This window comes from Streptomyces blastmyceticus, from assembly GCF_039521185.1.
Taxonomy (GTDB): domain Bacteria; phylum Actinomycetota; class Actinomycetes; order Streptomycetales; family Streptomycetaceae; genus Streptomyces; species Streptomyces blastmyceticus.
This window is the reverse complement of sequence record NZ_BAAABW010000016.1, coordinates 248432-271100: the sequence shown is the minus strand read 5'-3', so window position 1 is coordinate 271100 and position 22669 is coordinate 248432. Positions and strand designations below refer to the sequence as shown.

General features: G+C 69.9%; 20 protein-coding genes, 2 tRNA genes and 1 pseudogene. 18 read left to right on the top strand and 5 right to left on the bottom strand.

Annotation, left to right across the window (positions count from 1 at the left end; genetic code table 11):
• Window positions 1-606: 606 nt before the first annotated feature.
• The 9 genes from dnaN to ABD269_RS15045 all read left to right on the top strand — a co-directional run bounded on the left by dnaN (window position 607) and on the right by ABD269_RS15045 (window position 10911).
• Window positions 607-1737, top strand: a complete 1131-nt coding sequence (dnaN, locus tag ABD269_RS15085; RefSeq protein ID WP_116212842.1) for a DNA polymerase III subunit beta — start codon at window positions 607-609, stop codon at window positions 1735-1737.
• 168 nt (window positions 1738-1905) lie between these two features.
• Entirely contained in the window at window positions 1906-2781 is an 876-nt protein-coding gene (gene gnd / locus ABD269_RS15080) for a phosphogluconate dehydrogenase (NAD(+)-dependent, decarboxylating) (protein WP_116212841.1), read from the top strand.
• A gap of 43 nt (window positions 2782-2824) precedes the next feature.
• Window positions 2825-3949: a DNA replication/repair protein RecF gene (gene recF / locus ABD269_RS15075; RefSeq protein WP_301894129.1), complete on the top strand. Its 1125-nt coding sequence runs from the start codon at window positions 2825-2827 to the stop codon at window positions 3947-3949.
• Window positions 3946-4494: a DciA family protein gene (locus ABD269_RS15070; protein ID WP_301894131.1), complete on the top strand. Its 549-nt coding sequence runs from the start codon at window positions 3946-3948 to the stop codon at window positions 4492-4494. The genes recF and ABD269_RS15070 overlap by 4 nt, the downstream gene beginning before the upstream one ends.
• A 364-nt stretch (window positions 4495-4858) precedes the next feature.
• Window positions 4859-6901, top strand: coding sequence for a DNA topoisomerase (ATP-hydrolyzing) subunit B (gene gyrB, locus ABD269_RS15065; RefSeq protein ID WP_344118302.1), 2043 nt, complete (start codon window positions 4859-4861; stop codon window positions 6899-6901).
• Window positions 6902-6952: 51 nt separating this feature from the next.
• Window positions 6953-9583: a DNA gyrase subunit A gene (gyrA, locus tag ABD269_RS15060; protein WP_301894134.1), complete on the top strand. Its 2631-nt coding sequence runs from the start codon at window positions 6953-6955 to the stop codon at window positions 9581-9583.
• Between the two features lie 3 nt (window positions 9584-9586).
• Window positions 9587-10450: a DUF3566 domain-containing protein gene (locus tag ABD269_RS15055; RefSeq protein ID WP_425572897.1), complete on the top strand. Its 864-nt coding sequence runs from the start codon at window positions 9587-9589 to the stop codon at window positions 10448-10450.
• Between the two features lie 72 nt (window positions 10451-10522).
• Window positions 10523-10596: transfer RNA gene (locus ABD269_RS15050), tRNA-Ile, on the top strand.
• A 180-nt stretch (window positions 10597-10776) separates the two neighbouring features.
• Complete coding sequence (locus ABD269_RS15045; protein ID WP_003958712.1) at window positions 10777-10911, top strand: DLW-39 family protein; 135 nt, start codon at window positions 10777-10779, stop codon at window positions 10909-10911.
• 92 nt (window positions 10912-11003) lie between these two features.
• Here ABD269_RS15045 and ABD269_RS15040 read toward each other — a convergent pair whose 3' ends face one another.
• Entirely contained in the window at window positions 11004-12194 is a 1191-nt protein-coding gene (locus tag ABD269_RS15040; RefSeq protein WP_344118301.1) for a serine/threonine-protein kinase, read from the bottom strand.
• Between the two features lie 14 nt (window positions 12195-12208).
• Window positions 12209-12754 (bottom strand): helix-turn-helix domain-containing protein, encoded by a 546-nt coding sequence (locus ABD269_RS15035; RefSeq protein ID WP_301894166.1) that lies wholly within the window; start codon window positions 12752-12754, stop codon window positions 12209-12211.
• 118 nt (window positions 12755-12872) lie between these two features.
• Between ABD269_RS15035 and ABD269_RS15030 the strand changes: the two genes are divergently transcribed.
• A tRNA-Ala gene (locus ABD269_RS15030) sits at window positions 12873-12945 on the top strand.
• Between the two features lie 80 nt (window positions 12946-13025).
• Here the strand turns inward: ABD269_RS15030 and ABD269_RS15025 are convergent.
• A complete protein-coding gene (locus ABD269_RS15025; protein ID WP_301886283.1) occupies window positions 13026-13685 on the bottom strand; it encodes a DUF5324 family protein in 660 nt (219 codons plus the stop codon).
• 308 nt (window positions 13686-13993) lie between these two features.
• Here ABD269_RS15025 and ABD269_RS15020 point away from each other — a divergent pair, with 308 nt between their 5' ends.
• Window positions 13994-14536 carry a peptidylprolyl isomerase gene (locus ABD269_RS15020; protein WP_301886284.1) on the top strand — a complete coding sequence of 181 codons (543 nt, stop codon included), beginning with the start codon at window positions 13994-13996 and terminating at the stop codon, window positions 14534-14536.
• A gap of 133 nt (window positions 14537-14669) precedes the next feature.
• On the top strand, window positions 14670-15545 hold the full coding sequence (locus tag ABD269_RS15015) for a rhomboid family intramembrane serine protease (RefSeq protein WP_344118299.1): 876 nt from the start codon (window positions 14670-14672) through the stop codon (window positions 15543-15545).
• A 286-nt stretch (window positions 15546-15831) separates the two neighbouring features.
• On the opposite strand, the gene crgA is transcribed toward ABD269_RS15015, so the two are convergent.
• Complete coding sequence (crgA, locus tag ABD269_RS15010; RefSeq protein WP_301886286.1) at window positions 15832-16089, bottom strand: cell division protein CrgA; 258 nt, start codon at window positions 16087-16089, stop codon at window positions 15832-15834.
• Window positions 16090-16233: 144 nt separating this feature from the next.
• Here crgA and ABD269_RS15005 point away from each other — a divergent pair, with 144 nt between their 5' ends.
• The 6 genes and pseudogenes from ABD269_RS15005 (at window position 16234) to ABD269_RS14980 (ending at window position 20398) form a co-directional block, all read left to right on the top strand.
• Window positions 16234-16998, top strand: coding sequence for a DUF881 domain-containing protein (locus tag ABD269_RS15005; protein WP_344118297.1), 765 nt, complete (start codon window positions 16234-16236; stop codon window positions 16996-16998).
• A gap of 19 nt (window positions 16999-17017) precedes the next feature.
• Entirely contained in the window at window positions 17018-17827 is an 810-nt protein-coding gene (locus tag ABD269_RS15000) for a class E sortase (protein ID WP_344118296.1), read from the top strand.
• An 81-nt stretch (window positions 17828-17908) separates the two neighbouring features.
• Window positions 17909-18085, top strand: a complete 177-nt coding sequence (locus ABD269_RS14995; RefSeq protein WP_162890284.1) for a DUF4175 domain-containing protein — start codon at window positions 17909-17911, stop codon at window positions 18083-18085.
• Window positions 18082-18720, top strand: coding sequence for an aminodeoxychorismate/anthranilate synthase component II (locus ABD269_RS14990; protein ID WP_301886289.1), 639 nt, complete (start codon window positions 18082-18084; stop codon window positions 18718-18720). The genes ABD269_RS14995 and ABD269_RS14990 overlap by 4 nt, the downstream gene beginning before the upstream one ends.
• Before the next feature lie 20 nt (window positions 18721-18740).
• Window positions 18741-19640, top strand: a pseudogene (locus ABD269_RS14985) (class E sortase); the annotation flags it as partial.
• Window positions 19641-19645: 5 nt separating this feature from the next.
• The gene (locus ABD269_RS14980; RefSeq protein ID WP_425572902.1) at window positions 19646-20398 is read left to right on the top strand and encodes a class E sortase; all 753 of its coding nucleotides are present in this window, start codon (window positions 19646-19648) and stop codon (window positions 20396-20398) included.
• Window positions 20399-20492: 94 nt separating this feature from the next.
• On the opposite strand, the gene pknB is transcribed toward ABD269_RS14980, so the two are convergent.
• On the bottom strand, window positions 20493-22517 hold the full coding sequence (gene pknB, locus ABD269_RS14975; RefSeq protein ID WP_301886290.1) for a Stk1 family PASTA domain-containing Ser/Thr kinase: 2025 nt from the start codon (window positions 22515-22517) through the stop codon (window positions 20493-20495).
• Window positions 22518-22669: the final 152 nt, after the last annotated feature.

Genomic DNA, 22669 nt, shown 5'->3' with positions numbered 1-22669 from the left:
CAGCGGGGTGTGGATTTGTGGTCGACGATGTTCCACACCCTGTGGACGACGGATTCACCCACAAGGCGCACTCGCGGTTGTCCACCGGCCGCCCACAGGGAAGTGGATGTTGTACACAGCCTTTCCACACCCCTGTCCACTGTTCGGTAACGAAACACCCCCGCTCACCGCACCGAGTGAAAGGCGTCACACGAAGTTGCCGGGTTGGGCTGTGGGGAACCTGGGTAAAACTGGGGACGGCGCTGGGGAGAAGTACCCCCCGCCTGTGCACGGGGTGTGCAGAACTTTCCGCGGTCCACAGACCACCCCGCTTTTCCACCGCCGCCACCCACAGGCCCGGTGGACAAAAAATCCGGTCTGACCTGCGCAAAGACGGTTTTCCACCGTTTCCACAGGCCCTACTACTACGACCACAGAGATCTACCGGGGAACTCGATTCGAAGTGGGGCCTGTGCACAACTCGGCCGCGGGCCGCGCCACGCCCTCCGACCTGACTTGACCCCGAGGCGCACCGACTGTCAGCGGCGTGCGTCAGACTGGTCTCCGGCAAATCGGCCGACGACGTAGCCAGCAGGGCGAGCCAGCAACAAGCAGGAGGCGGTTCCGGTGAAGATCCGGGTGGAGCGCGATGTACTCGCGGAGGCAGTGGCCTGGGCGGCCCGCAGCCTCCCGGCCCGTCCGCCGGTGCCCGTCCTCGCGGGCCTGCTGCTGAAGGCGGAGGAGGGCTCCCTGAGCCTCTCCGGCTTCGACTACGAGGTCTCGGCCCGCGTCTCGGTCGACGCGGACGTGGAGGAGGACGGCACCGTCCTCGTCTCCGGCCGCCTGCTCGCGGACATCTGCCGCGCACTTCCCAACAGGCCTGTGGAGATCTCCACCGACGGTGTGCGCGTCACCGTCGTCTGCGGCTCCTCGCGATTCACACTCCACACCCTTCCTGTGGAGGAATACCCGGCGCTGCCGCAGATGCCGACCGCCACGGGCACCGTCCCCGGCGAGGTCTTCGCCGCGGCCGCCGCCCAGGTCGCCATCGCCGCCGGCCGTGACGACACGCTGCCGGTGCTCACGGGCGTCCGGATCGAGATCGAGGGCGACACCGTCACCCTGGCCTCCACCGACCGCTACCGCTTCGCCGTCCGCGAGTTCATGTGGAAGCCCGAGACCCCGGACATCTCCGCGGTCGCCCTGGTGCCCGCCAAGACGCTGCTGGACACCGCGAAGTCCCTCAGCGGCGGCGACACCGTCTCCATCGCCCTGGCCGGCTCCGGCGCGGGCGAGGGCCTCATCGGCTTCGAGGGCGCCGGCCGGCGTACGACCACGCGCCTGCTGGAGGGCGACCTCCCGAAGTACCGCACGCTCTTCCCGACGGAGTTCAACTCCGTCGCCGTGATCGAGACCGCCCCCTTCGTGGAGGCCGTCAAGCGCGTGGCGCTCGTCGCCGAGCGGAACACCCCGGTGCGGCTGAGCTTCGAGCAGGGCGTGCTGATCCTGGAGGCCGGTTCCAGCGACGATGCACAGGCTGTGGAGCGGGTCGACGCCCAGCTCGACGGTGACGACATCTCGATCGCCTTCAACCCGGGCTTCCTGCTCGAGGGCCTCTCCGCGATCGACTCCCCGGTCGCCCAGCTGTCCTTCACCACCTCCACGAAGCCGGCGCTGCTCAGCGGCAAGCCCGCGGTGGACGCGGAGGCGGACGACGCCTACAAGTACCTGATCATGCCGGTGCGCCTGTCCGGCTGATCCGTCGCGCGCTCTCGCGCTGACCTGCGGAAACTCGCGGTACGAGTGGGTCGGCTGTCCACAGCCGGCCCACTCGACTGTTGAGCGCCCGAGCCCACAGGTGTGCGCGGACCGTCGGGCGTAGGCTCGGACCCGGACGTCACGCAATCAAGGCATAGAGGATCACCCATGGAGCTCGGTCTCATCGGTCTCGGCAAGATGGGCGGCAACATGCGCGAGCGCATTCGCCGCGCGGGCCACACCGTCATCGGGTACGACCGCAATCCGGATCTCGGGGATGTCCACAGCCTCAAGGAGCTTGTGGATTCCCTCGAGGGTCCCCGCGTCGTCTGGGTCATGGTCCCGGCCGGCGCCGCGACCCAGTCCACCATCGACGAGCTGGGCGAGCTGCTCTCCCCCGGCGACATCGTCGTCGACGGCGGGAACAGCCGCTGGACGGACGACGAGAAGCACGCCGAGGAGCTCGCCGCCAAGGGCATCGGCTTCGTGGACTGCGGTGTCTCCGGCGGCGTCTGGGGCCTGGAGAACGGCTACGCCCTGATGTACGGCGGCGACGCCGCGAACGTCGCGCGGGTCCAGCCGATCTTCGACGCGCTCAAGCCCGAGGGCGACTTCGGCTCCGTCCACGCGGGCAAGGTCGGCGCCGGCCACTTCGCCAAGATGGTCCACAACGGCATCGAGTACGCCATGATGCAGGCGTACGCCGAGGGCTGGGAGCTCCTGGAGAAGGTCGACTCCGTCACCGACGTGCGCGAGGTCTTCCGCAGCTGGCAGGAGGGCACGGTCATCCGCTCCTGGCTGCTCGACCTGGCCGTCAACGCCCTGGACGACGACGAGCACCTGGACAAGCTGCGGGGCTACGCCGCGGACTCCGGCGAGGGCCGCTGGACGGTCGAGGCGGCGATCGACAACGCGGTGCCGCTGCCCGCGATCACCGCGTCGCTCTTCGCCCGCTTCGCGTCCCGTCAGGACGATTCCCCGCAGATGAAGATGATCGCCGCGCTGCGCAACCAGTTCGGCGGCCACGCGGTCGAGAACAAGTAAGAAGCAGCAGGAAGCAGTAGCCGGGAGAGGTCGGCGCCACCCCATGCACGTATCGCATCTGTCGCTGGCCGACTTCCGCTCGTACGCCCGGGTCGAGGTCCCGCTCGACCCGGGCGTCACGGCCTTCGTGGGGCCCAACGGCCAGGGCAAGACCAACCTCGTCGAGGCGGTCGGCTATCTGGCGACCCTCGGCAGCCACCGGGTCTCCTCCGACGCCCCGCTGGTGCGGATGGGCGCGGACCGCGCGATCATCCGGGCCGCCGTCGTCCAGGGCGAGCGTCAGCAGCTGATCGAGCTGGAGCTCAACCCGGGCCGGGCGAACCGGGCCAGGATCAACCGCTCCTCGCAGGTCCGGCCCCGCGACGTGCTCGGCATCGTCCGCACGGTGCTGTTCGCCCCCGAGGACCTGGCGCTGGTCAAGGGCGACCCGGGCGAGCGCCGCCGCTTCCTGGACGAGCTGGTCACCGCGCGCTCCCCCCGCATGGCGGGCGTGCGCTCCGACTACGACCGCGTCCTCAAGCAGCGCAACACCCTGCTCAAGAGCGCCGCCATGGCCCGCCGCCACGGCGGCCGCGGCCTGGACCTCTCCACCCTCGACATCTGGGACCAGCACCTGGCCCGCGCCGGTGCCGAGCTGCTGGCGCAGCGCCTCGACCTGATCGCCGCGCTCCGGCCGCTGGCCGACAAGGCGTACGAGCAGCTGGCTCCCGGCGGCGGCCCGGTCGCGTTCGAGTACCGCGGCCCCGCGGCCATCGAGGGCGCCCACACCCGCGAGGAGCTGTACGAGGCGCTGATCACCGCGCTCGCGGAGGTCCGCAAGCAGGAGATCGAGCGCGGGGTGACGCTGGTCGGCCCGCACCGCGACGAGCTGTTGCTGAGCCTCGGCCGGCTGCCCGCCAAGGGGTACGCCAGCCACGGCGAGTCCTGGTCGTACGCGCTGGCGCTGCGCCTGGCCTCGTACGACCTGCTGCGCTCCGAGGGCAACGAGCCTGTGCTCGTGCTCGACGACGTCTTCGCCGAGCTGGACGCCCGCCGCCGGGAGCGGCTGGCGGAGCTGGTGGCGCCGGGCGAGCAGGTGCTGGTGACGGCGGCGGTGGACGACGATGTGCCGGGCGTGCTGGTCGGCGCGCGGTACGCGGTCACGGAAGGCACGGTCGAGCGCGTATGACCCAGGGACCGGAGACCCCGGACCACCCCGAACGGCCGAAGGCGCCCGAGCCGTCCGGAGTGGACCTGGCGCGGGTGGCGCTGCGCGCCGCGAAGGAGCAGGCGCGGGCACGGGGCAACGCCGCGCAGCAGAAGAAGCAGGCGCGCCGCGGCGGTCTGCGCTCCGGCGCGCGGGCCGACGGCCGGGATCCGCTGCCGCTCGGCGCCGCGATCAACCGCCTGATCACCGAGCGCGGCTGGGAGGCGCCCGCCGCGGTGGGCGGGGTGATGGGCCGCTGGCCGCAGATGGTGGGGCCGGACGTCGCGCTGCACTGCGAGCCGCAGAAGTACGACGAGGACGCCCGGGTGCTGACCGTGCAGTGCGACTCGACGGCGTGGGCGACGCAGCTGCGGCTGCTGGCGCCGCAGTTGGTGGCCCGGCTGAACGCCGATCTGGGGCAGGGCACGGTGAAGGTGATCAAGGTGCTGGGGCCGGGCGGTCCGAACCGCCGGTACGGGCCCCTGCGTGCCCCCGGGAGCACCGGGCCGGGCGACACCTACGGGTGATCCGGTGCGTCGCGCTGACGTCCGCCGGGGCTCCGGCGGCACCCGCCGCGCTCACGGCGTGCGGGCGCCGCGCGACGGCCGGGGCCCGGGACTCCGCTCACCGTAGCGGGCGGTTGACAGCCCGAAGCGCTGAGTGCCGCTGTGAGCCTCCTGAGGGCCGGGCCCACATATAGGGAGTCGGCTGATGCCGGTTCAGGGCGGCACGTGAGGACTCAGGCACCGCCAAACCCCCATTCATGTCAGTGCTACCGGTAGACTGGTGACAATCCCGCCGGTTCGCGGGACACGTCGACCAACGCAGAACGACGCAGCCGCTCCTGCCTGCCCCGGGTGGGGTCTCCCCGCCGTAGGCAGGGGAAGGCCTGTGCTGTGCCAGAAAGGGCGCTTCGTGGCCGATTCCGGCAACCCCAACGAGAACATCCCTTCCACGAGCGGGGAGGCCCCCATGGGCTCCCCCGCAGGTGAGACGTCGTACGACGCCAGTGCGATCACCGTTCTGGAAGGACTGGACGCGGTCCGCAAGCGGCCCGGCATGTACATCGGCTCGACCGGTGAGCGTGGCCTGCACCACTTGGTGTACGAGGTCGTGGACAACTCCGTCGACGAGGCCCTGGCCGGCCACGCGGACACCATCGACGTGACGATCCTCCCCGACGGCGGCGTCCGCGTTGTCGACAACGGCCGTGGCATCCCGGTCGGCATCGTCCCCTCCGAGGGCAAGCCCGCCGTCGAGGTCGTGCTGACCGTCCTGCACGCGGGCGGCAAGTTCGGCGGCGGCGGCTACGCCGTCTCCGGTGGTCTGCACGGCGTCGGCGTCTCGGTCGTCAACGCCCTGTCGACGCGCGTCGCGGTCGAGGTCAAGACCGACGGCTACCGCTGGACGCAGGACTACAAGCTCGGCGTCCCCACGGCCCCCCTGCAGAAGAACGAGGCGACCGACGAGTCGGGCACCTCCGTCACCTTCTGGGCCGACGGCGACATCTTCGAGACCACCGAGTACTCCTTCGAGACGCTCTCGCGGCGCTTCCAGGAGATGGCGTTCCTCAACAAGGGACTGCGGATCTCGCTGACGGACCTCCGCGTCGACCATGTCGACGAGGAGGGCAAGGCGCTGACGGTGGAGTACCACTACGAGGGCGGCATCGTCGACTTCGTGAAGTACCTCAACTCGCGCAAGGGCGAGCTGATCCACCCGACCGTCATCGACATCGAGGCCGAGGACAAGGAGCGCATGCTCTCGGTCGAGATCGCGATGCAGTGGAACAGCCAGTACTCCGAGGGTGTCTACAGCTTCGCCAACACCATCCACACCCACGAGGGCGGCACTCACGAAGAGGGCTTCCGCGCCGCGCTGACCGGTCTGATCAACCGGTACGCCCGCGACAAGAAGCTGCTCCGGGAGAAGGACGACAACCTCACGGGCGAGGACATCCGCGAGGGTCTGACCGCGATCATCTCCGTCAAGCTCGGCGAGCCGCAGTTCGAGGGCCAGACGAAGACGAAGCTCGGCAACACCGAGGCGAAGACCTTCGTCCAGAAGGTCGTCCACGAGCACCTCACGGACTGGCTGGACCGCAACCCCAACGAGGCCGCGGACATCATCCGCAAGTCCATCCAGGCGGCGACCGCGCGCGTGGCGGCCCGCAAGGCCCGCGACCTCACCCGCCGCAAGGGCCTGCTGGAGTCGGCGTCGCTGCCGGGCAAGCTCAGCGACTGCCAGTCCAACGACCCCACCAAGTGCGAGATCTTCATCGTCGAGGGTGACTCCGCCGGCGGCTCGGCCAAGTCCGGCCGCAACCCGCAGTACCAGGCGATCCTCCCGATCCGCGGCAAGATCCTCAACGTCGAGAAGGCGCGGATCGACAAGATCCTCCAGAACACCGAGGTCCAGGCCCTCATCTCGGCCTTCGGCACCGGTGTGCACGAGGACTTCGACATCGCCAAGCTCCGCTATCACAAGATCATCCTGATGGCGGACGCCGACGTCGACGGTCAGCACATCAACACCCTGCTGCTCACCTTCCTGTTCCGCTTCATGCGGCCGCTGGTCGAGGCCGGGCACGTCTACCTCTCCCGCCCCCCGCTGTACAAGATCAAGTGGGGCCGGGACGACTTCGAGTACGCCTACTCCGACCGCGAGCGCGACGCGCTGATCCAGCTCGGCCGGGAGAACGGCAAGCGGATCAAGGACGACTCGGTCCAGCGCTTCAAGGGTCTCGGCGAGATGAACGCCGAGGAGCTGCGCGTCACCACCATGGACGTCGACCACCGTGTGCTCGGCCAGGTCACCCTGGACGACGCCGCGCAGGCGGACGACCTGTTCTCGGTGCTCATGGGCGAGGACGTCGAGGCACGGCGCTCCTTCATCCAGCGCAACGCCAAGGACGTCCGCTTCCTCGACATCTGAGCCTGTCGGCCCACGAGAAACAGCCGCAGCGCGAAAGGACTTTGAACAGCAATGGCCGACGAGACCCCTGAGACTCCCACTGCCCCCGTGCCCGAGGTGACGCCCGAGGGCGCCCCCGCCCCCCTGGAGGGCGTCGGGATGCGCGTCGAGCCCGTCGGGCTCGAGACCGAGATGCAGCGCTCGTACCTCGACTACGCGATGAGCGTCATCGTCTCGCGTGCGCTCCCGGACGTGCGGGACGGCCTCAAGCCGGTGCACCGCCGCGTGCTCTACGCGATGTACGACGGCGGCTACCGCCCCGAGAAGGGCTTCTACAAGTGCGCCCGCGTCGTCGGTGACGTCATGGGTACGTACCACCCGCACGGCGACGCCTCGATCTACGACGCGCTCGTCCGCCTCGCCCAGCCCTGGTCGATGCGGATGCCGCTGGTGGACTCCAACGGCAACTTCGGTTCCCCGGGCAACGACCCGGCCGCCGCCATGCGGTACACCGAGTGCAAGATGATCCCGCTGTCGATGGAGATGCTCCGGGACATCGACGAGGAGACCGTCGACTTCCAGGACAACTACGACGGCCGCAACCAGGAGCCGACGGTCCTGCCGGCGCGCTTCCCGAACCTGCTGATCAACGGTTCTGCGGGCATCGCGGTCGGCATGGCCACCAACATCCCGCCGCACAACCTCCGCGAGGTCGCCGAGGGCGCCCAGTGGTACCTGGCCAACCCCGAGGCGACCCCCGAGGAGCTCCTCGAGGCGCTCATCGAGCGGATCAAGGGCCCCGACTTCCCGACCGGCGCCCTCGTGGTGGGCCGCAAGGGCATCGAGGAGGCCTACCGCACCGGCCGCGGCTCGATCACCATGCGCGCGGTCGTCGCGGTCGAGGAGATCCAGAACCGCCAGTGCCTGGTGGTCACCGAGCTGCCCTACCAGGTCAACCCGGACAACCTCGCGCAGAAGATCGCCGACCTGGTGAAGGACGGCAAGGTCGGCGGCATCGCCGACGTCCGCGACGAGACCTCCTCCCGTACGGGCCAGCGCCTGGTGGTCGTGCTCAAGCGCGACGCCGTCGCCAAGGTGGTGCTCAACAACCTCTACAAGCACACCGACCTCCAGACGAACTTCGGCGCGAACATGCTGGCGCTCGTCGACGGGGTGCCGCGCACGCTCTCGATCGACGCCTTCATCCGCAACTGGGTGACCCACCAGGTCGAGGTCATCGTCCGGCGCACCCGCTTCCGGCTGCGCAAGGCCGAGGAGCGCGCCCACATCCTGCGCGGTCTGCTCAAGGCGCTCAACGCCATCGACGAGGTCATCGCGCTGATCCGGCGCAGCGACACCGTCGAGATCGCGCGCGAGGGCCTGATGGGCCTGCTGACGATCGACGAGATCCAGGCCAACGCGATCCTGGAGATGCAGCTGCGCCGCCTGGCGGCCCTGGAGCACCAGAAGATCACCGCCGAGCACGACGAGCTCCAGGCGAAGATCAACGAGTACAACGCGATCCTCGCCTCGCCCGAGCGGCAGCGGATGATCATCAGCGAGGAACTGACCGCGATCGTCGACAAGTTCGGCGACGACCGGCGCTCCAAGCTGATCCCCTTCGACGGTGACATGTCCATCGAGGACCTGATCGCCGAGGAGGACATCGTCGTCACCATCACCAACGGTGGTTACGTCAAGCGCACCAAGACCGAGGACTACCGCTCGCAGAAGCGCGGCGGCAAGGGCGTCCGGGGCACCAAGCTGAAGCAGGACGACATCGTCGACCACTTCTTCGTCTCGACCACGCACCACTGGCTGCTGTTCTTCACCAACAAGGGCCGGGTCTACCGCGCCAAGGCGTACGAGCTCCCGGACGCCGGCCGGGACGCCCGCGGCCAGCACGTGGCCAATCTGCTGGCCTTCCAGCCGGACGAGAAGATCGCCCAGATCCTCGCCATCCGCGACTACGAGGCGGCGCCCTATCTGGTGCTCGCCACCAAGTCCGGCCTGGTGAAGAAGACTTCGCTGAAGGACTACGACTCGCCCCGTTCGGGCGGTGTCATCGCCATCAACCTCCGGGAGACGGAGAGCGGCGCGGAGGACGAGCTGATCGGCGCCGAGCTGGTGTCCGCCGAGGACGACCTGCTGCTGGTCAGCAAGAAGGCACAGTCGATCCGGTTCACCGCAACGGATGAAGCTCTCCGCCCCATGGGCCGCGCGACCTCGGGCGTCAAGGGCATGAGCTTCCGCGAGGGTGACGAGCTGCTCTCGATGAACGTGGTCCGGGCCGGTACGTACGTCTTCACCGCCACCGACGGTGGGTACGCGAAGCGGACGAACGTCGACGAGTACCGCGTCCAGGGCCGTGGTGGCCTCGGTATCAAGGCGGCCAAGATCGTGGAGGATCGTGGTTCGCTGGTCGGCGCCCTGGTGGTCGAGGAGACCGACGAGATCCTCGCCATCACCCTCAGCGGTGGTGTGATCCGCACCCGGGTCAACGAGGTGCGGGAGACAGGCCGTGACACCATGGGCGTTCAGCTGATCAACTTGGGCAAGCGCGACGCCGTCGTGGGTATCGCGCGTAACGCCGAGGCCGGTCGCGAGGCTGAAGAGGTCGAGGAGTTGGCCGACGCAGCCGAGGGCGACGGCCCCCAGACGACCGAGGGCGCGGAGCCCCCGGCCGAGGACACCGAGGAGTAAGTCGTGAGTCGAGCCACGGGCGCCGCGGCAAGCGGTGCGGGTGCCAAACCCACCACCGCCGCCCCTGCCGCAGAGAAGACCGGCGCCCGTGGCTCCGGCACGCCCGGCGCCGACTCCAAAGGGGGGACTGTGACGGACACCCGCGACCCGAAGCCCTATCACCCGCCGAAGGCGTACGAGCCGCCGGCGGAGGGTTCCGCTTCGGATTCCGGTTCCACGGGTTCCAAGGGCTCGAAGGCCGAGCGGGCGGCGAAGCCCGCCAAGGAGCCCAGGAAGCAGGCGGCCGCCGAGGCCGCGGGGAAGGCCAAGGGCACCACCTCCGAGGAGCCGGCCGGGAAGGCCGCCGCGGCCGCCGAGAAGCCGTCGGCCGCCAAGGGCGCCCCGGCCTCCGGCGGCCCCGCCAAGGGCCGTCCGCCCGCCCAGCGGGCCGCGGAGGAGCAGCAGCCGCGGGTGCCGCGCCCGGCGGCTCCGGCCCCCGCTGCTGCCCGCCCGGCGCCGCGTACGCGCACGGCGCGGCTGCGGGTGGCCAAGGCCGACCCGTGGTCGGTGATGAAGGTCAGCTTCCTGCTGTCCATCGCGCTGGGCGTGTGCACGATCGTGGCGGCCGCGGTGCTGTGGACGGTCATGGACGCCATGGGCGTCATCTCGACCGTGGGCGGCACGATCAGCGACGCCACCTCCAGCGAGGGCGGCGGCTTCGACCTGCAGTCCTTCCTGTCCCTCCCGAACGTCCTCATCTTCACGACGGTCATCGCCGTGATCGACGTGGTGCTGGCGACCGCGCTGGCGACCCTGGGGGCCTTCGTCTACAACCTGTCGGCGGGCTTCGTCGGCGGTGTCGAGCTGACGCTCGCCGAGGACGAATAACGGCGGTCGGCACCGGGGGCCCGGACGATTTTGGGACTGGGCCCCAAGTGCGCTAATCTTTCGGTGTCGCGCGGGGCTATAGCTCAGACGGTTAGAGCGCTTCCCTGATAAGGAAGAGGCCACAGGTTCAAGTCCTGTTAGCCCCACCGCACGATCGGCCCGGACGGAGAATTCTCCGTCCGGGCCGATCTGTTTTCCGTGGTGGGGGAGTTGGGCCGCACCGGGTGTGAGAAGTGGACCCGGCACAGGTCACCGATCGGTATCGGCCGGTGTGTATCATCGGCCACCAGAGGTCCCCTTACGTCAAGGAAAGACGAGGTCGCGCGGTGAAGAAGCTCCTCCTGGTCGCACTGGCCGCCATCGGCGGGCTCCTCGTGTACCGCCAGATCCAGGCGGATCGCGCCGAGCAGGACCTGTGGACGGAGGCGACCGACTCCGTGCCCGCAGGTTCGGGTGTGTAAGACAACAGAGTCCTGACGCAGGGCCCCGGCCGCCGACGCGGCCGGGGCCCTGTTGTGTTTGCTTTCGTAAATAAAATGATTGCGAACGTGAATCAGCCCGCGGTCAGCGCCCAGATGCCCACCGCGAGGCAGAGCAGCGCCACGATCAGCACCGGCACGGCGACCTTCGCCGGGGGCGGCCCGATCGCCCGGGACGGCCGGTGCGGGTGCGTGGCGGGCGGTCGTGCGGGCGGATGTACGGGCACGGGAGGCGCCGGCGGTACGGCGGGGGCGGTCGTGGGCGCTGGGCGGCGCGTGACGCCGGAGGAGGGCGTGAAGGGCGCCTCGGGAGGTGTTCCCAGCGCGTGGCCGGGCGGCAGCCAGGGCGTCGCGGGGGTGCCGGGCGCCTCAGGAGCCCGGCGCGGCTCGGGTCCCTCGGGGCCGAACCCCGTTGGCAGGGGCCCCAGATGGTCGAAGACCTCGATCGGCTCCTCGTCGGGACCGGGTCCGTCCATCAGCTCCACGGCCTCGGCCAGGGCCTTGCGCGCGCCCGTGGCCGTACGGAACCGCATGCCCGGGTCGGGCTGCAGCAGGCTCGCGAGCACCTGCCAGAGCGGTTCCGGTACGTCTTCCGGTGCGTTCGGGGTGCCGTGCTCCAAAAATCGGCGCACCAGTGCTTCCGCGTCGGGTTTGCGGCCGGTGAGGAGGTACAGGGCCATCAGCCCGACGGCGAAAAGGTCCGCCGGGAAGTCGGGCTCGTCGCCCAGCATTTGCTCGGGGGCGAAATAACCGGGCGTCCCCATCACATAGTTGGTGTCCGTCAGCCTCGGCTCGCCCTTGCGCATGGCGATCCCGAAGTCGGAGAGCCGGACATGGGGGCGGCCCGTACCGGTCGCCTCCAAAAGGATGTTGGCGGGCTTGATGTCCCGGTGCACCACCCCCTCCGTGTGCACCGCCGACAGGCCCGACAGCAACTGATCGAGCACGACGCACACGAAATACGGCGGTAATGGGCCGTAGTCGCCGATGAGATGGGCCAGCGAACCGCCGCGCACCACGTCCATGGTGAACAGCACCTTGTCGTCGTCCGCGGCCCAGCTCATCGGAGCCAGCACATGGGGGTGGTCGATGCGCAGACCCTGTTCGCGGACGAACCTCAGCAGGGTGTGGGCATCGCTCTGCTGAAGCACCTTCGCCGCCACATAGCGCCGCCTGCGGTGGTCCCAGGCCCGCCAGACGGCGCCCACCCCGCCCCGCCCGATCGGGTCGACCAGCTCGTACCGCCCCGCGAAGACCTCACCCATCGCGTTCGCGTCGGTCAGCTCTGGTGCGCCTCGTAGTGGGCGACCGCCTCGGCGGTCCGCCCGGCGCCGTACACCCGCAGGAACTCGGCCAGTTCGGGGTGGGTGGGGGCGAGGGTCTGCGCTGCGTCGATGATGTCGCCCGCGCCGGCCACCGAGCGCAGCAGCGACTGGATCTCGCGCACCACGCGCCGCACGGTCGGGGCGCCGCTGCTGGCCGTGGTCTGGGTGGAGTTGAGGACCGAGCCGCCCGAGCTCTTCTTGACCTCCTCCATCCGGTCGGCGGCCTCGGCGGCGCTCACGCTGCCGTCGGCGACCTGGCTGGAGAGCTCCTGGAGCGCCTGCACCCGCTGCACCACCGCCGGGTTGCCGATCTTCGCCCGCTGACCGCTCATCAGCTGGGAGAGCATGGGCGCGGACAGGCCCAGAACGGAGGCGAGACGGGCCTGGTTGAGGCCGAGGTCGTCGATGAGACGGCGGAACAGCGCCCCCAGGGGCTCTCCGTACCAGCTCCGCTGGAGCTCCCGTGCGCGGGCGGTGGCTTCCTGCTGTGCTGCGTCCATCTCGCTCTCCCCTTCGCTTCGCTGCCGCGAATCTTGCGGTGCATCCTACGGAGAGTGGTGGGTCGCGGCGATACCCGGTCGGGAAAGGGGGCCGCCACCGGGTATCCTGATCGGCGAAGGGGCCTTAGCTCAGTTGGTAGAGCGCCGTCTTTGCATGGCGGATGTCAGGAGTTCGACTCTCCTAGGCTCCACAGGAAACAGCCGCGAGGCGGGAGACCCATCGGTCTCCCGCCTCGCGGCCTTTTTCGTTCCCGGCCCGCGTCGGCGCAGGTCAGAGCCGGTCGTCGCGCTCCTCGACGGTGTCCTCCGCCAGGTCTTCCCGGTCCTGCTTGGCCTGGACCTCGGGGTCGAGGGCGCCCCCGCTGCCGTCCACCGAGGTCAGCGGGGCGCGGTCGGAGACCTCGGTGGGGGCCGGCGGCTCGACCAGCCAGTCCGGGTTGGCCTGCTTGTCCCACCACTTCCAGGCGGCGTACGCGCCTCCCGCCAGCAGCCCCAGCAGGACGAAGCGCTTGGCGACCCGGCCCGTGCGGCAGCGCCGGTCGCGCTTGGCCACCAGCTTCTCGATGTCCGCGGCGGACACCTGGCCGCGCAGCGCGGCCAGCGCCGCGGCGCCCCGGGCGACGGCCTCGTCGCGCACGGGCTCGGCGGCGGCGCGGGCGCGGGCGGCGGCCTGGTCGACCTTCGGGGGCAGGGAGTCGCGGACGTGCTCCAGCCGCGGCGCCAGGTGCGCGTAGTACTGCTCGCCGGCGCTGCTGCGCGCCTGTTGCGCGGCGGCCGAGACCTTGGGAGCGAGACGGGTGCGGGTTTCGTGCGCATAGTGCACGGCGGTGTCCTTGGCCGTGCCGGCGTAGGGCGCCACCACTTCCGCGGCGTGCCGCACGCTGTCCTTCGCCGTGCCGGCCGCGGCGCGCACGCTGTCTTTGCGGGTCACGAGAACCTCCTCCTCGGTGGCGTGTGTTTTGTCGCCTTTCCACCCAGTGGAAAATCATGCCTGCCGGTGGGCGGTCCGGCACGTGCGGACGGGCATCCGGGTCATCGGGGGAGGCGCTCCGGCGTGGGCACACCGGTGAACACCCGTAGGCATCAAAGGGCACTAAGAGGGCATCAGCGGATTACGAAGAGCTTCGATCGACAATGCCACGATTTCGCGCCGCGCGCGGGCGTTTGCCCGCTACTCGACGCGAAGCCGTCCATGCAAGGATCGGTAGCCGTCCGGCGAAGACTTATGGAAGGTAGAACGTGGCCGAGCAGCTGTACGCCACCCTGAAGACCAACCAGGGCGACATCGAGATCCGGCTGCTGCCGGACCACGCGCCCAAGACGGTGCGGAACTTCGTCGAGCTCGCCAAGGGCGAGCGGGAGTGGGTCAACCCGCGGACCGGCCAGAAGTCCTCGGACAAGCTGTACGACGGCACGGTCTTCCACCGCGTCCTCAAGGGCTTCATGATCCAGGGCGGCGACCCGCTGGGCAACGGCACCGGCGGCCCGGGCTACACCTTCGCGGACGAGTTCCACCCCGACCTGGCCTTCGCCAAGCCCTACCTGCTGGCCATGGCCAACGCGGGCCCGGGCACCAACGGCTCGCAGTTCTTCATCACGGTGGAGCCCACCATGTGGCTGAACCGCAAGCACACGATCTTCGGCGAGGTGAGCAACGAGGCCTCCAAGAAGGTCGTGGACGCCATCGCGGCCATGGAGATCAACCCGCGCACCGAGCGCCCGGTGAACGACGTCGTCATCGAGTCGGTCGTCGTGGAGTCCCGCACCGCCAAGAAGGCCTGACGTCACCCGCCCAGGCGCGCCCTCACCCTTCCGAGGCGTGGCTTCCGGGAACCCGGGGCCCCGCCCGTCCGTATGACGGGCGGGGCCACGCGTCACCGACAAGGCCCGCCCGTGACAGGCGCAAGGGGAACGCATGAACGACCAGGCTCTCGGCTGCTACCGGCACCCCGACCGGGAGACAGGCATCCGCTGCACCCGCTGCGAGCGGCCGATCTGCCCGCAGTGCATGGTCAGCGCATCGGTCGGTTTCCAGTGCCCGGAGTGCGTCGGCGGCCGCACGGGGGGCGCCGACGGGGGCGCGCCGCCGCCGCGGGCCGGTGTTCCGCGCACGATCGCGGGCGGTGCCCACGCCTCCGACCCCCGCCTGGTGACCAAGATCCTGCTCGGGCTGAACGTGGCCCTGTGGGTCGCGGTGATGATCGCGGGCGACCGGCTCGTGGAGGATCTGGAGCTGTTCGGCAGGGCGCGGCTGACCTTCGGCGGTCCGGTCGAGGGCGTCGCGGAGGGCCAGTGGTACCGCCTGCTGACCTCGATGTTCCTGCACCAGGCGCCGATGCACATCGCGTTCAACATGCTCTCGCTGTGGTGGCTCGGCCCCCCGCTGGAGGCGGCGCTCGGCCGTGCCCGCTATCTGGCGCTCTATCTGCTCGCGGGCCTCGGCGGCTCCGCGCTGACCTTCCTGGTCGCCGACCCGGCCCAGCCCTCGCTCGGCGCCTCCGGCGCGATCTTCGGTCTGCTGGGCGCGACGGCCGTGCTGATGCGGCGCCTCAACTACGACATGCGCCCCGTCATCGCGCTGCTCGTGCTCAATCTGATCTTCACCTTCGCCTGGGCCAACATCGCCTGGCAGGCCCACATCGGCGGTCTGGTGGTGGGCACCGCCGTGGCGTACGGCCTGGTGCACGCGCCGCGCGACAAGCGGGTGCTGGTGCAGCGGGCGACCTGTGGGCTGGCGCTGCTGGTGATCGCCGGGACCGTGGCCGTCCGGACGCTTCAGCTCACCGGGTGATCTTTTCCACCGGGGCTCGCGGCGCCTTGCGGAGCGGGTTGTCCACAGTGCGTGCGAGATCTTGTGCATGTCGTGGGGAACAGCTGTCCGGCATCGCACAGAGCTGCGTTTCCGCTGGAAGGGGCCCTGTGACGCGTGCTACACCGCGTCGGTGATCAGTCACACCGGTGTCAATGCCGGGGAAGTTATCCACAGATCTTCTGAGTTTTTCCCCACTGTGGACGATGCTGTGGATAACTCCCCGGAAGGCCGGCCGGAGGGCTTGCGCGCGGCTCCGGTCAGGCCCCTACTTCCACTGGGTGGAGACCACGAATCCCGCGGCGATGAAGCCGAAGCCGACCACGATGTTCCAGTTGTGCAGCGACTCGATCGGCATATCGCCACTGGTCACATAGAAGATGACGATCCACGCCAGCCCGATCAGGAACATCGCCAGCATCAGCGGGGCGACCCAACCGCGGCCGCTGCTCAGCTTGATGCTCTGTTGCTGCTTCGCCGGCGGTGGCGTGAAGTCGTCCTTCTTGCGGATCCGTGACTTCGGCACGAGGAACTCTCCTGTCGATGCGCTGCGTGACCGCGCTGGGGATACAAGGGCTGGCCGCCGAGTCGGGAAGCGCCGGGAACGCCACCTTCCCTCGGGCGTCCGTTAGCGTAGTGCTTCCGCGGCGTCGGAGAGGATAAGGGTACGTTGAGCAATTCTGCGGACTCCACCAGCACGCCTTCCCGGCGATTCCGGCCGGTGCGGCTGCTGACCGGCGGGGTCTTCGCGCTCGCGGGCCTCATCTTCTGGACGAGCTTCAACACCGCGCACGGCACCAACATCCGCACCGACGACTCGATGCTCCGGCTGTCCGACCTCATCCAGGAACGCAGCCGCAAGAACGCCGACCTGGACGACAGCGCCGCGGGCATGCGCTCCCAGGTCGACGCCCTCGCCGGGCGGGGCAACGGCAACAGCGCCGCGGAGAACGAGAAGCTGGCCGGCCTGGAAGCGAGCGCGGGCACCAGCAAGATCGACGGCACGGGCCTCACGGTCACCCTCACCGACGCGCCGCCCAACGCCACCCCGCGGATCCCCGGCGTCCCGGACCCGCAGCCGAACGACCTGGTCATCCATCAGCAGGATCTCCAGGCCGTCGTCAACGCCCTGTGGCAGGGCGGCGCCAAGGGCATCCAGGTCATGGACCAGCGGCTGATCTCCACCAGCGCCGTCCGCTGCGTCGGCAACACCCTCATCCTCCAGGGCCGCGTCTACTCCCCGCCGTACAAGGTGACCGCCGTCGGCGACCGCGGCACCCTGCGCAAGGCCCTGGACAGCTCGCCCTCGATCCAGAACTACCTCCAGTACGTGGCCGCGTACGGCCTCGGCTGGAAAGTCGACCAGCACGACGCGGTGACTCTTCCCGGCTACTCGGGCACAGTGGATCTCCACTACGCCAAGCCCATGGGGTAACCCGGGAGGGGGTCGGCCGATGGGAGCGAGACTCGTCGTCCGGACACTCAGCGAGCTGTGCGTCACCATCGGCACCCTGATCGTCCTGCTGGTGGTCTACGTCCTCTACTGGACCGGCGTACGGGCGGACCGCGCGATGGACGGCGAGGTGGACCGCCTCCACGAGCAGTGGTCGGCCGCGGCGCAGTCGGCAGGACAGCCGGCAGGACAGTCGGCAGAGCAGCAGGCAGGGCAGCCGACCGGAGAACCCACGGGCCGGTCGACGGAACGCCCGGCGGGAGCGCCGACCGGAGCATCGGCGGGAGCGCCGGCAGGTCGACAGGGCGGTGGCGGAACGGTTCGGCAGCAGCCCTCCCGCGCCCCCGGCGCCTCCTTCGCCGTCATGTACATCCCCCGCCTCGGCTCCGGCTGGGCCAAGCCCGTACTCCAGGGCACCGGCACCGACGTGCTGAAGAGGGGCCTCGGGCACTACGACCGGACCGCGGGGCTCGGCGAGACGGGCAACTTCGCGGTCGCCGGCCACCGCCGCACCTACGGGGACCCCTTCAAGGACCTCCCCGAACTGCGCTCCGGCGACGCGGTGGTGCTGACCGACGGCACGACGTGGTTCACCTACCGCGTCGACGGCGCGCCCTACCGCACCCGCCCCGACGACATCGGCGTCATCGACCCCGTGCCCGCCGGGTCCGGCTTCCGCGGGCCCGGCCGCTATCTGACCCTCACCACCTGCGAACCCGAGTGGGGCCACAGCCACCGGCTGATCGTCTGGGCCCACCTGGACGCCACCCGCCCGGTCGCGGAAGGCAGGCCCGGAGCTTTGCCCGGCTGACCCACCCGGCCCCTCCGCTCCCCTTAGTCTGGTGCTGAAATCGCTAACCGACTAACTACGTCATCGGCAAGTGGGGACGGCATGTACGGCTGGATCTGGCGGCATCTGCCGGGCAACGCATGGGTGCGGGCGCTGATCTCGCTGCTGCTCGTGCTGGCGATCGTCTACGCCCTCTTCCAGTACGTCTTCCCCTGGGCGGAACCGCTGCTGCCGTTCAACGATGTGACGGTCGACAACGGAATGGCGGTCAACCGGTGAGTGCGCGCATCCTCGTCGTGGACAACTACGACAGCTTCGTCTTCAACCTCGTGCAGTACCTCTACCAACTCGGCGCCGAATGCGAGGTCCTGCGCAACGACGAGGTCGAACTGAGCCACGCCCAGGACGGCTTCGACGGGGTGCTCCTGTCGCCCGGTCCGGGCGCGCCCGAGCAGGCGGGCGTCTGCATCGACATGGTGCGGCACTGCGCCGCGACGGGCGTGCCGGTCTTCGGGGTGTGCCTGGGCATGCAGTCGATGGCCGTCGCGTACGGCGGAGTCGTCGACCGGGCGCCCGAGCTGCTGCACGGCAAGACCTCCCTGGTGACCCACGAGGGCAGCGGGGTCTTCCAGGGCCTGCCCTCGCCCTTCACGGCCACCCGCTACCACTCGCTCGCCGTCGAGCGGGAGAACTGGCCGGACGAGCTGGAGATCACGGCCTGGACGGAGTCGGGCATCGCGATGGGCCTGCGCCACCGCGACCTGCCGGTCGAGGGCGTCCAGTTCCACCCCGAGTCGGTGCTCACCGAATGGGGCCACCGGATGCTGGCCAACTGGCTGGTGGCCTGTGGCGACACGGACGCGGTGGAGCGCTCCGCGGGGCTCGCCCCGGTGGTGGGCAAGGCCGGGGCGTGACCACGCTCCGCCCCGAACCGGCCCCCAGGGCCGTATCGCAGCCGCTGCCGCCCGAGGACCACGCGACGATGGAGCTGCGCAGGGTGGACGCGGCGGTTCCGGCGCAGGCGGTACGGCCCGGCGGCCGGGCCGAGCGGCGGAAGGCGGCTCACAGGGCCCAGAAGGCCCACAGGACGCACAGGGCGCACGGAACGCAGCGGACCCACCGGGCGGTGCCCGCGGCGCGCACGGCGCCCAAGGAGAGCCTCGGTGTCCTGGTGAGCCGCCTGGTGGGCGAGCTGTTCATCACCGCCGGCGCGCTGATGCTGCTGTTCGTCGCCTACCAGCTGTGGTGGACGAACGTGATAGCCCACCAGCAGGCGGGCGGCGCCGCCAAGCACCTCCAGAAGACCTGGGACAAGGGCGCCGGCGTCGACCGGGACGCCGGGGCGTTCTCGCCCGGCGAGGGCTTCGCGATCATCTACATCCCCACGCTGGACGTGAAGGCCCCGATCGCCGAGGGCACCGGCAAGCACCAGGTCCTGGACCGCGGCATGGTCGGCCACTACGGCCAGAGCCCGCTGAAGACCGCGATGCCCTGGGACAAGCAGGGGAACTTCGCCCTGGCCGGACACCGCAACACCCACGGCGAACCGTTCCGGTACGTCAACCGGCTGAAGCCCGGCGACAAGATCGTCGTGGAGACGCGGAGCGCGTTCTACACCTATGAGATGACCACCCGCCTGGATCAGACGTCTCCGGAGAATGTCACGGTCATCGCACCCGTACCCAAGGGTTCGGGCTTCACCGGGCCCGGCCGCTACATCACCCTGACGACCTGCACGCCGGAATTCACCAGTACGTACCGCATGATCGTCTGGGGCAAGATGGTCGAGGAGCGGCCCCGGAGCAAGGGCAAGCCGGACGCCCTCGTCGAGTGAACGAGTTGACGGCACAGCAGAGCGAAACGGGGTACGGCGCGGTGGCAGGGATCGACGACGGCGAGCCACGGCGGCGGGTCCCCGCCCGAGGGCGGATCGCCGCCACCGTCGGAGTGATCGGCGAGCTGCTGATCACCGCGGGTGTGCTGATGGCCCTGTTCGTCGTCTACTCCCTGTGGTGGACGAACGTCCTGGCCGACCGCGAGGCGAAGCGGCAGGGCAACCACGTGCGCGACAACTGGGCCAGGCCCGGCGGGCCCGGCGCCCTCGACACCAAGGACGGCATCGGCTTCCTGCACGTGCCGTCGATGAAGAACGGCGAGGTGCTCGTCAAGGGCGGCACCGGCACCGACATCCTCAACGAGGGCGTCGCCGGCTTCTACCGCGACCCCGTGAAGGCCGCGATGCCCTGGGACAAGCAGGGCAACTTCACCCTGGCCGCGCACCGCGACGGGCACGGCGCGAAGTTCCACAACATCGACAAGATCAAGACGGGCGACGCGGTCGTCTTCGAGACGCGCGACGTCTGGTACGTCTACAAGGTCTACGCCGAGCTCAAGCAGACCTCGAAGTACAACGTCGACGTCCTGGACGCGGTCCCGAAGGAGTCCGGCAAGAACACCCCGGGCCGCTACCTGACCCTGACGACCTGCACCCCGGTCTACACCTCGGACTACCGCTACATCGTCTGGGCCGAGCTGGACCACACGGAGAAGGTCGACAGCGCACGGACGAAGCCGAAGGAACTGCGCGGCTGAAACGAGAACGCCGTACGGGCCGGAAATTTCCGGCCCGTTGGGGGCACCTCCCAGCGGTAGCTGGGGGAGTTTGAAGCGACTCTTCGGCAGAAGGTCAGTGGCGGCGTCCGCCTGTGAACCCGCCGATGAAGCCGGTGTCACCACCGGTGTCGCCGGGCTGACCCGTGTCACCGTTCGCCCCGCCCGGCGCGCCCGCCAGCGTGAAGAGGTTGACCGGCGTGTTCCTGTCGAGCTGGGTGCCCGCGGCCGGCGCGGTGGCGAGCACGGTCGCGTTGTCGTCCTGCGGGCCGGTGATGTTGCCGACCTTCAGACCCGCGTCCGTCAGCGCCTTCTTCGCGTCCTTGAGCTTCTGGTTGGTCAGCGCCGGGACGGTCGCCTTCTGGTTCGGCTTGGCCTTGGCGACGGTCAGGGTGACCGTGGAGCCGGGCTTGGCGTTGGTGTTGCCGTCGGGGCTCTGCCGGGTGACGGTGCCCGGAGCCTGGTCCGACTCCTCCTCCTGCTTGTTCACCACGAAGCCGAGGTCGGAGAGCTGCTTGCTCGCCGCGTCGAAGGCCTGGCCGACCACGGACGGCACCTGCTTGGGCTGCTGGGCCCCGGCGATCGTCAGGGTGACCTTGGAGCCCTTGTCGGCCTTGGTGAGGCCCTTGGGGTCCTGGGCGATGACGCTGCCCGCGGTGGCGCTGTCGGTGATCGTCGTCTTCACGTCGACCGTGAAGCCCTTGTCCTCCAGGATCTGGCGGGCCTTGTCGGCCTGCTTCTCCGTGACGTCGGGAACCTCGACCTGCTCGGCGCCCGAGGAGACGGTCACCTTGACCTCGCCGCCCCGGTCGATCTTGCCGCCGTCCTTGGGGTCCTGGTCGCAGATCTTGCCCTTGTCCTGGTCGCACGGCTTCGTGCCGCTCTGGACGACCTTGAAGTCGCCGTTGACGCCCTGTTGCTGGGCGTCCTTGAGCGTCTGCCCGACGAGGTTGGGCACGGACACCTGGGAGCCGTTGGAGTTCCCGCCGAACAGCGACTTGCCGATGAAGATCGCACCGACGAGCACCAGGATGCCCGCGACGATCAGCAGGATCGTGGAGAGGCTGCTCTTCTTGCCGCCGCCCCCGCCGCGCCTGCGGCCGTTGCCGTCGTCGTAGCCGCCGTAGCCACCGTCGTCGTCGCGCACCGGCGGCAGCATGGACGTCTGTCCGGCGCCGTGGTCGTGCGAGCGGAGCATGGTGGTCGGCTGGTCCTCGCCGTAGCCGCCGGGCCCGTACGCGCCCGCGGCGGCGGCCACGGGCTGGCCCTCCAGGGCGGCCTCGATGTCGGCCCGCATCTCGTCGGCCGACTGGTAGCGGTAGTCCGGGTCCTTGGCCAGCGCCTTGAGGACGATGGCGTCCATCTCGGGCGTGATCTCGGGGTCGTGCACGCTCGGCGGGTTCGGCTCTTCCCGTACGTGCTGGTAGGCGACGGCCACCGGGGAGTCGCCGATGAACGGGGGCCGCACCGCCAGCAGCTCGTAGAGCAGGCAGCCGGTGGAGTAGAGGTCGGAACGCGCGTCGACCTGCTCGCCCTTGGCCTGCTCCGGGGAGAGGTACTGGGCGGTGCCGATCACGGCCGCGGTCTGGGTCATCGTCATGCCGGAGTCGCCCATGGCGCGGGCGATGCCGAAGTCCATCACCTTGACCTGGCCGGTGCGCGTCAGCATGACGTTCGCGGGCTTGATGTCGCGGTGGACGATGCCGGCCCGGTGGGAGTACTCCAGCGCCTGGAGGACGCCGATGGTCATCTCCAGCGAGCGCTCGGGCAGCAGCTTCCGGCCGGAGTGCAGCAGCTCGCGCAGGGTGGACCCGTCGACGTACTCCATGACGATGTACGGGATCGAGACCCCGTCCACGTAGTCCTCGCCGGTGTCGTAGACGGCGACGATCGACGGGTGGTTGAGCGAGGCGGCCGACTGGGCCTCACGGCGGAACCGGGCCTGGAAGGACGGGTCGCGGGCGAGGTCCACCCGCAGCGTCTTCACGGCGACGGTGCGGCCGAGCCGGGTGTCGTGGGCGAGGTAGACCTCGGCCATGCCACCGCGGCCGAGCACCGAGCCCAGCTCGTACCGGCCGCCGAGGCGACGCGGCTCTTCCATAGCTCCAGCCCTTCCGTTTTCCTGACCGCACCGGCGTGGGTCCGGCGGTGTGCTGTCCGGGCATACCGTACCCGGCACGCTGTGCCCCTTCCGGGCGCCACCGTCACCTGATACACGACCGGTACCGTCAGCTACGGCGCACGGCTGGTGGG

Bases quoted from the DNA above. Each gene is read 5' to 3' on its own strand.
- pknB (WP_301886290.1), bottom strand. From the start codon at position 22,517: ATGGAAGAGCCGCGTCGCCTCGGCGGCCGGTACGAGCTGGGCTCGGTG.
- recF (WP_301894129.1), top strand. From the start codon at position 2,825: ATGCACGTATCGCATCTGTCGCTGGCCGACTTCCGCTCGTACGCCCGG.
- ABD269_RS15040 (WP_344118301.1), bottom strand. From the start codon at position 12,194: ATGGGTGAGGTCTTCGCGGGGCGGTACGAGCTGGTCGACCCGATCGGG.
- gnd (WP_116212841.1), top strand. From the start codon at position 1,906: ATGGAGCTCGGTCTCATCGGTCTCGGCAAGATGGGCGGCAACATGCGC.
- ABD269_RS14995 (WP_162890284.1), top strand. From the start codon at position 17,909: ATGTACGGCTGGATCTGGCGGCATCTGCCGGGCAACGCATGGGTGCGG.
- ABD269_RS15070 (WP_301894131.1), top strand. From the start codon at position 3,946: ATGACCCAGGGACCGGAGACCCCGGACCACCCCGAACGGCCGAAGGCG.
- ABD269_RS15015 (WP_344118299.1), top strand. From the start codon at position 14,670: ATGAACGACCAGGCTCTCGGCTGCTACCGGCACCCCGACCGGGAGACA.
- ABD269_RS15035 (WP_301894166.1), bottom strand. From the start codon at position 12,754: ATGGACGCAGCACAGCAGGAAGCCACCGCCCGCGCACGGGAGCTCCAG.
- ABD269_RS15000 (WP_344118296.1), top strand. From the start codon at position 17,018: ATGGGAGCGAGACTCGTCGTCCGGACACTCAGCGAGCTGTGCGTCACC.
- gyrA (WP_301894134.1), top strand. From the start codon at position 6,953: ATGGCCGACGAGACCCCTGAGACTCCCACTGCCCCCGTGCCCGAGGTG.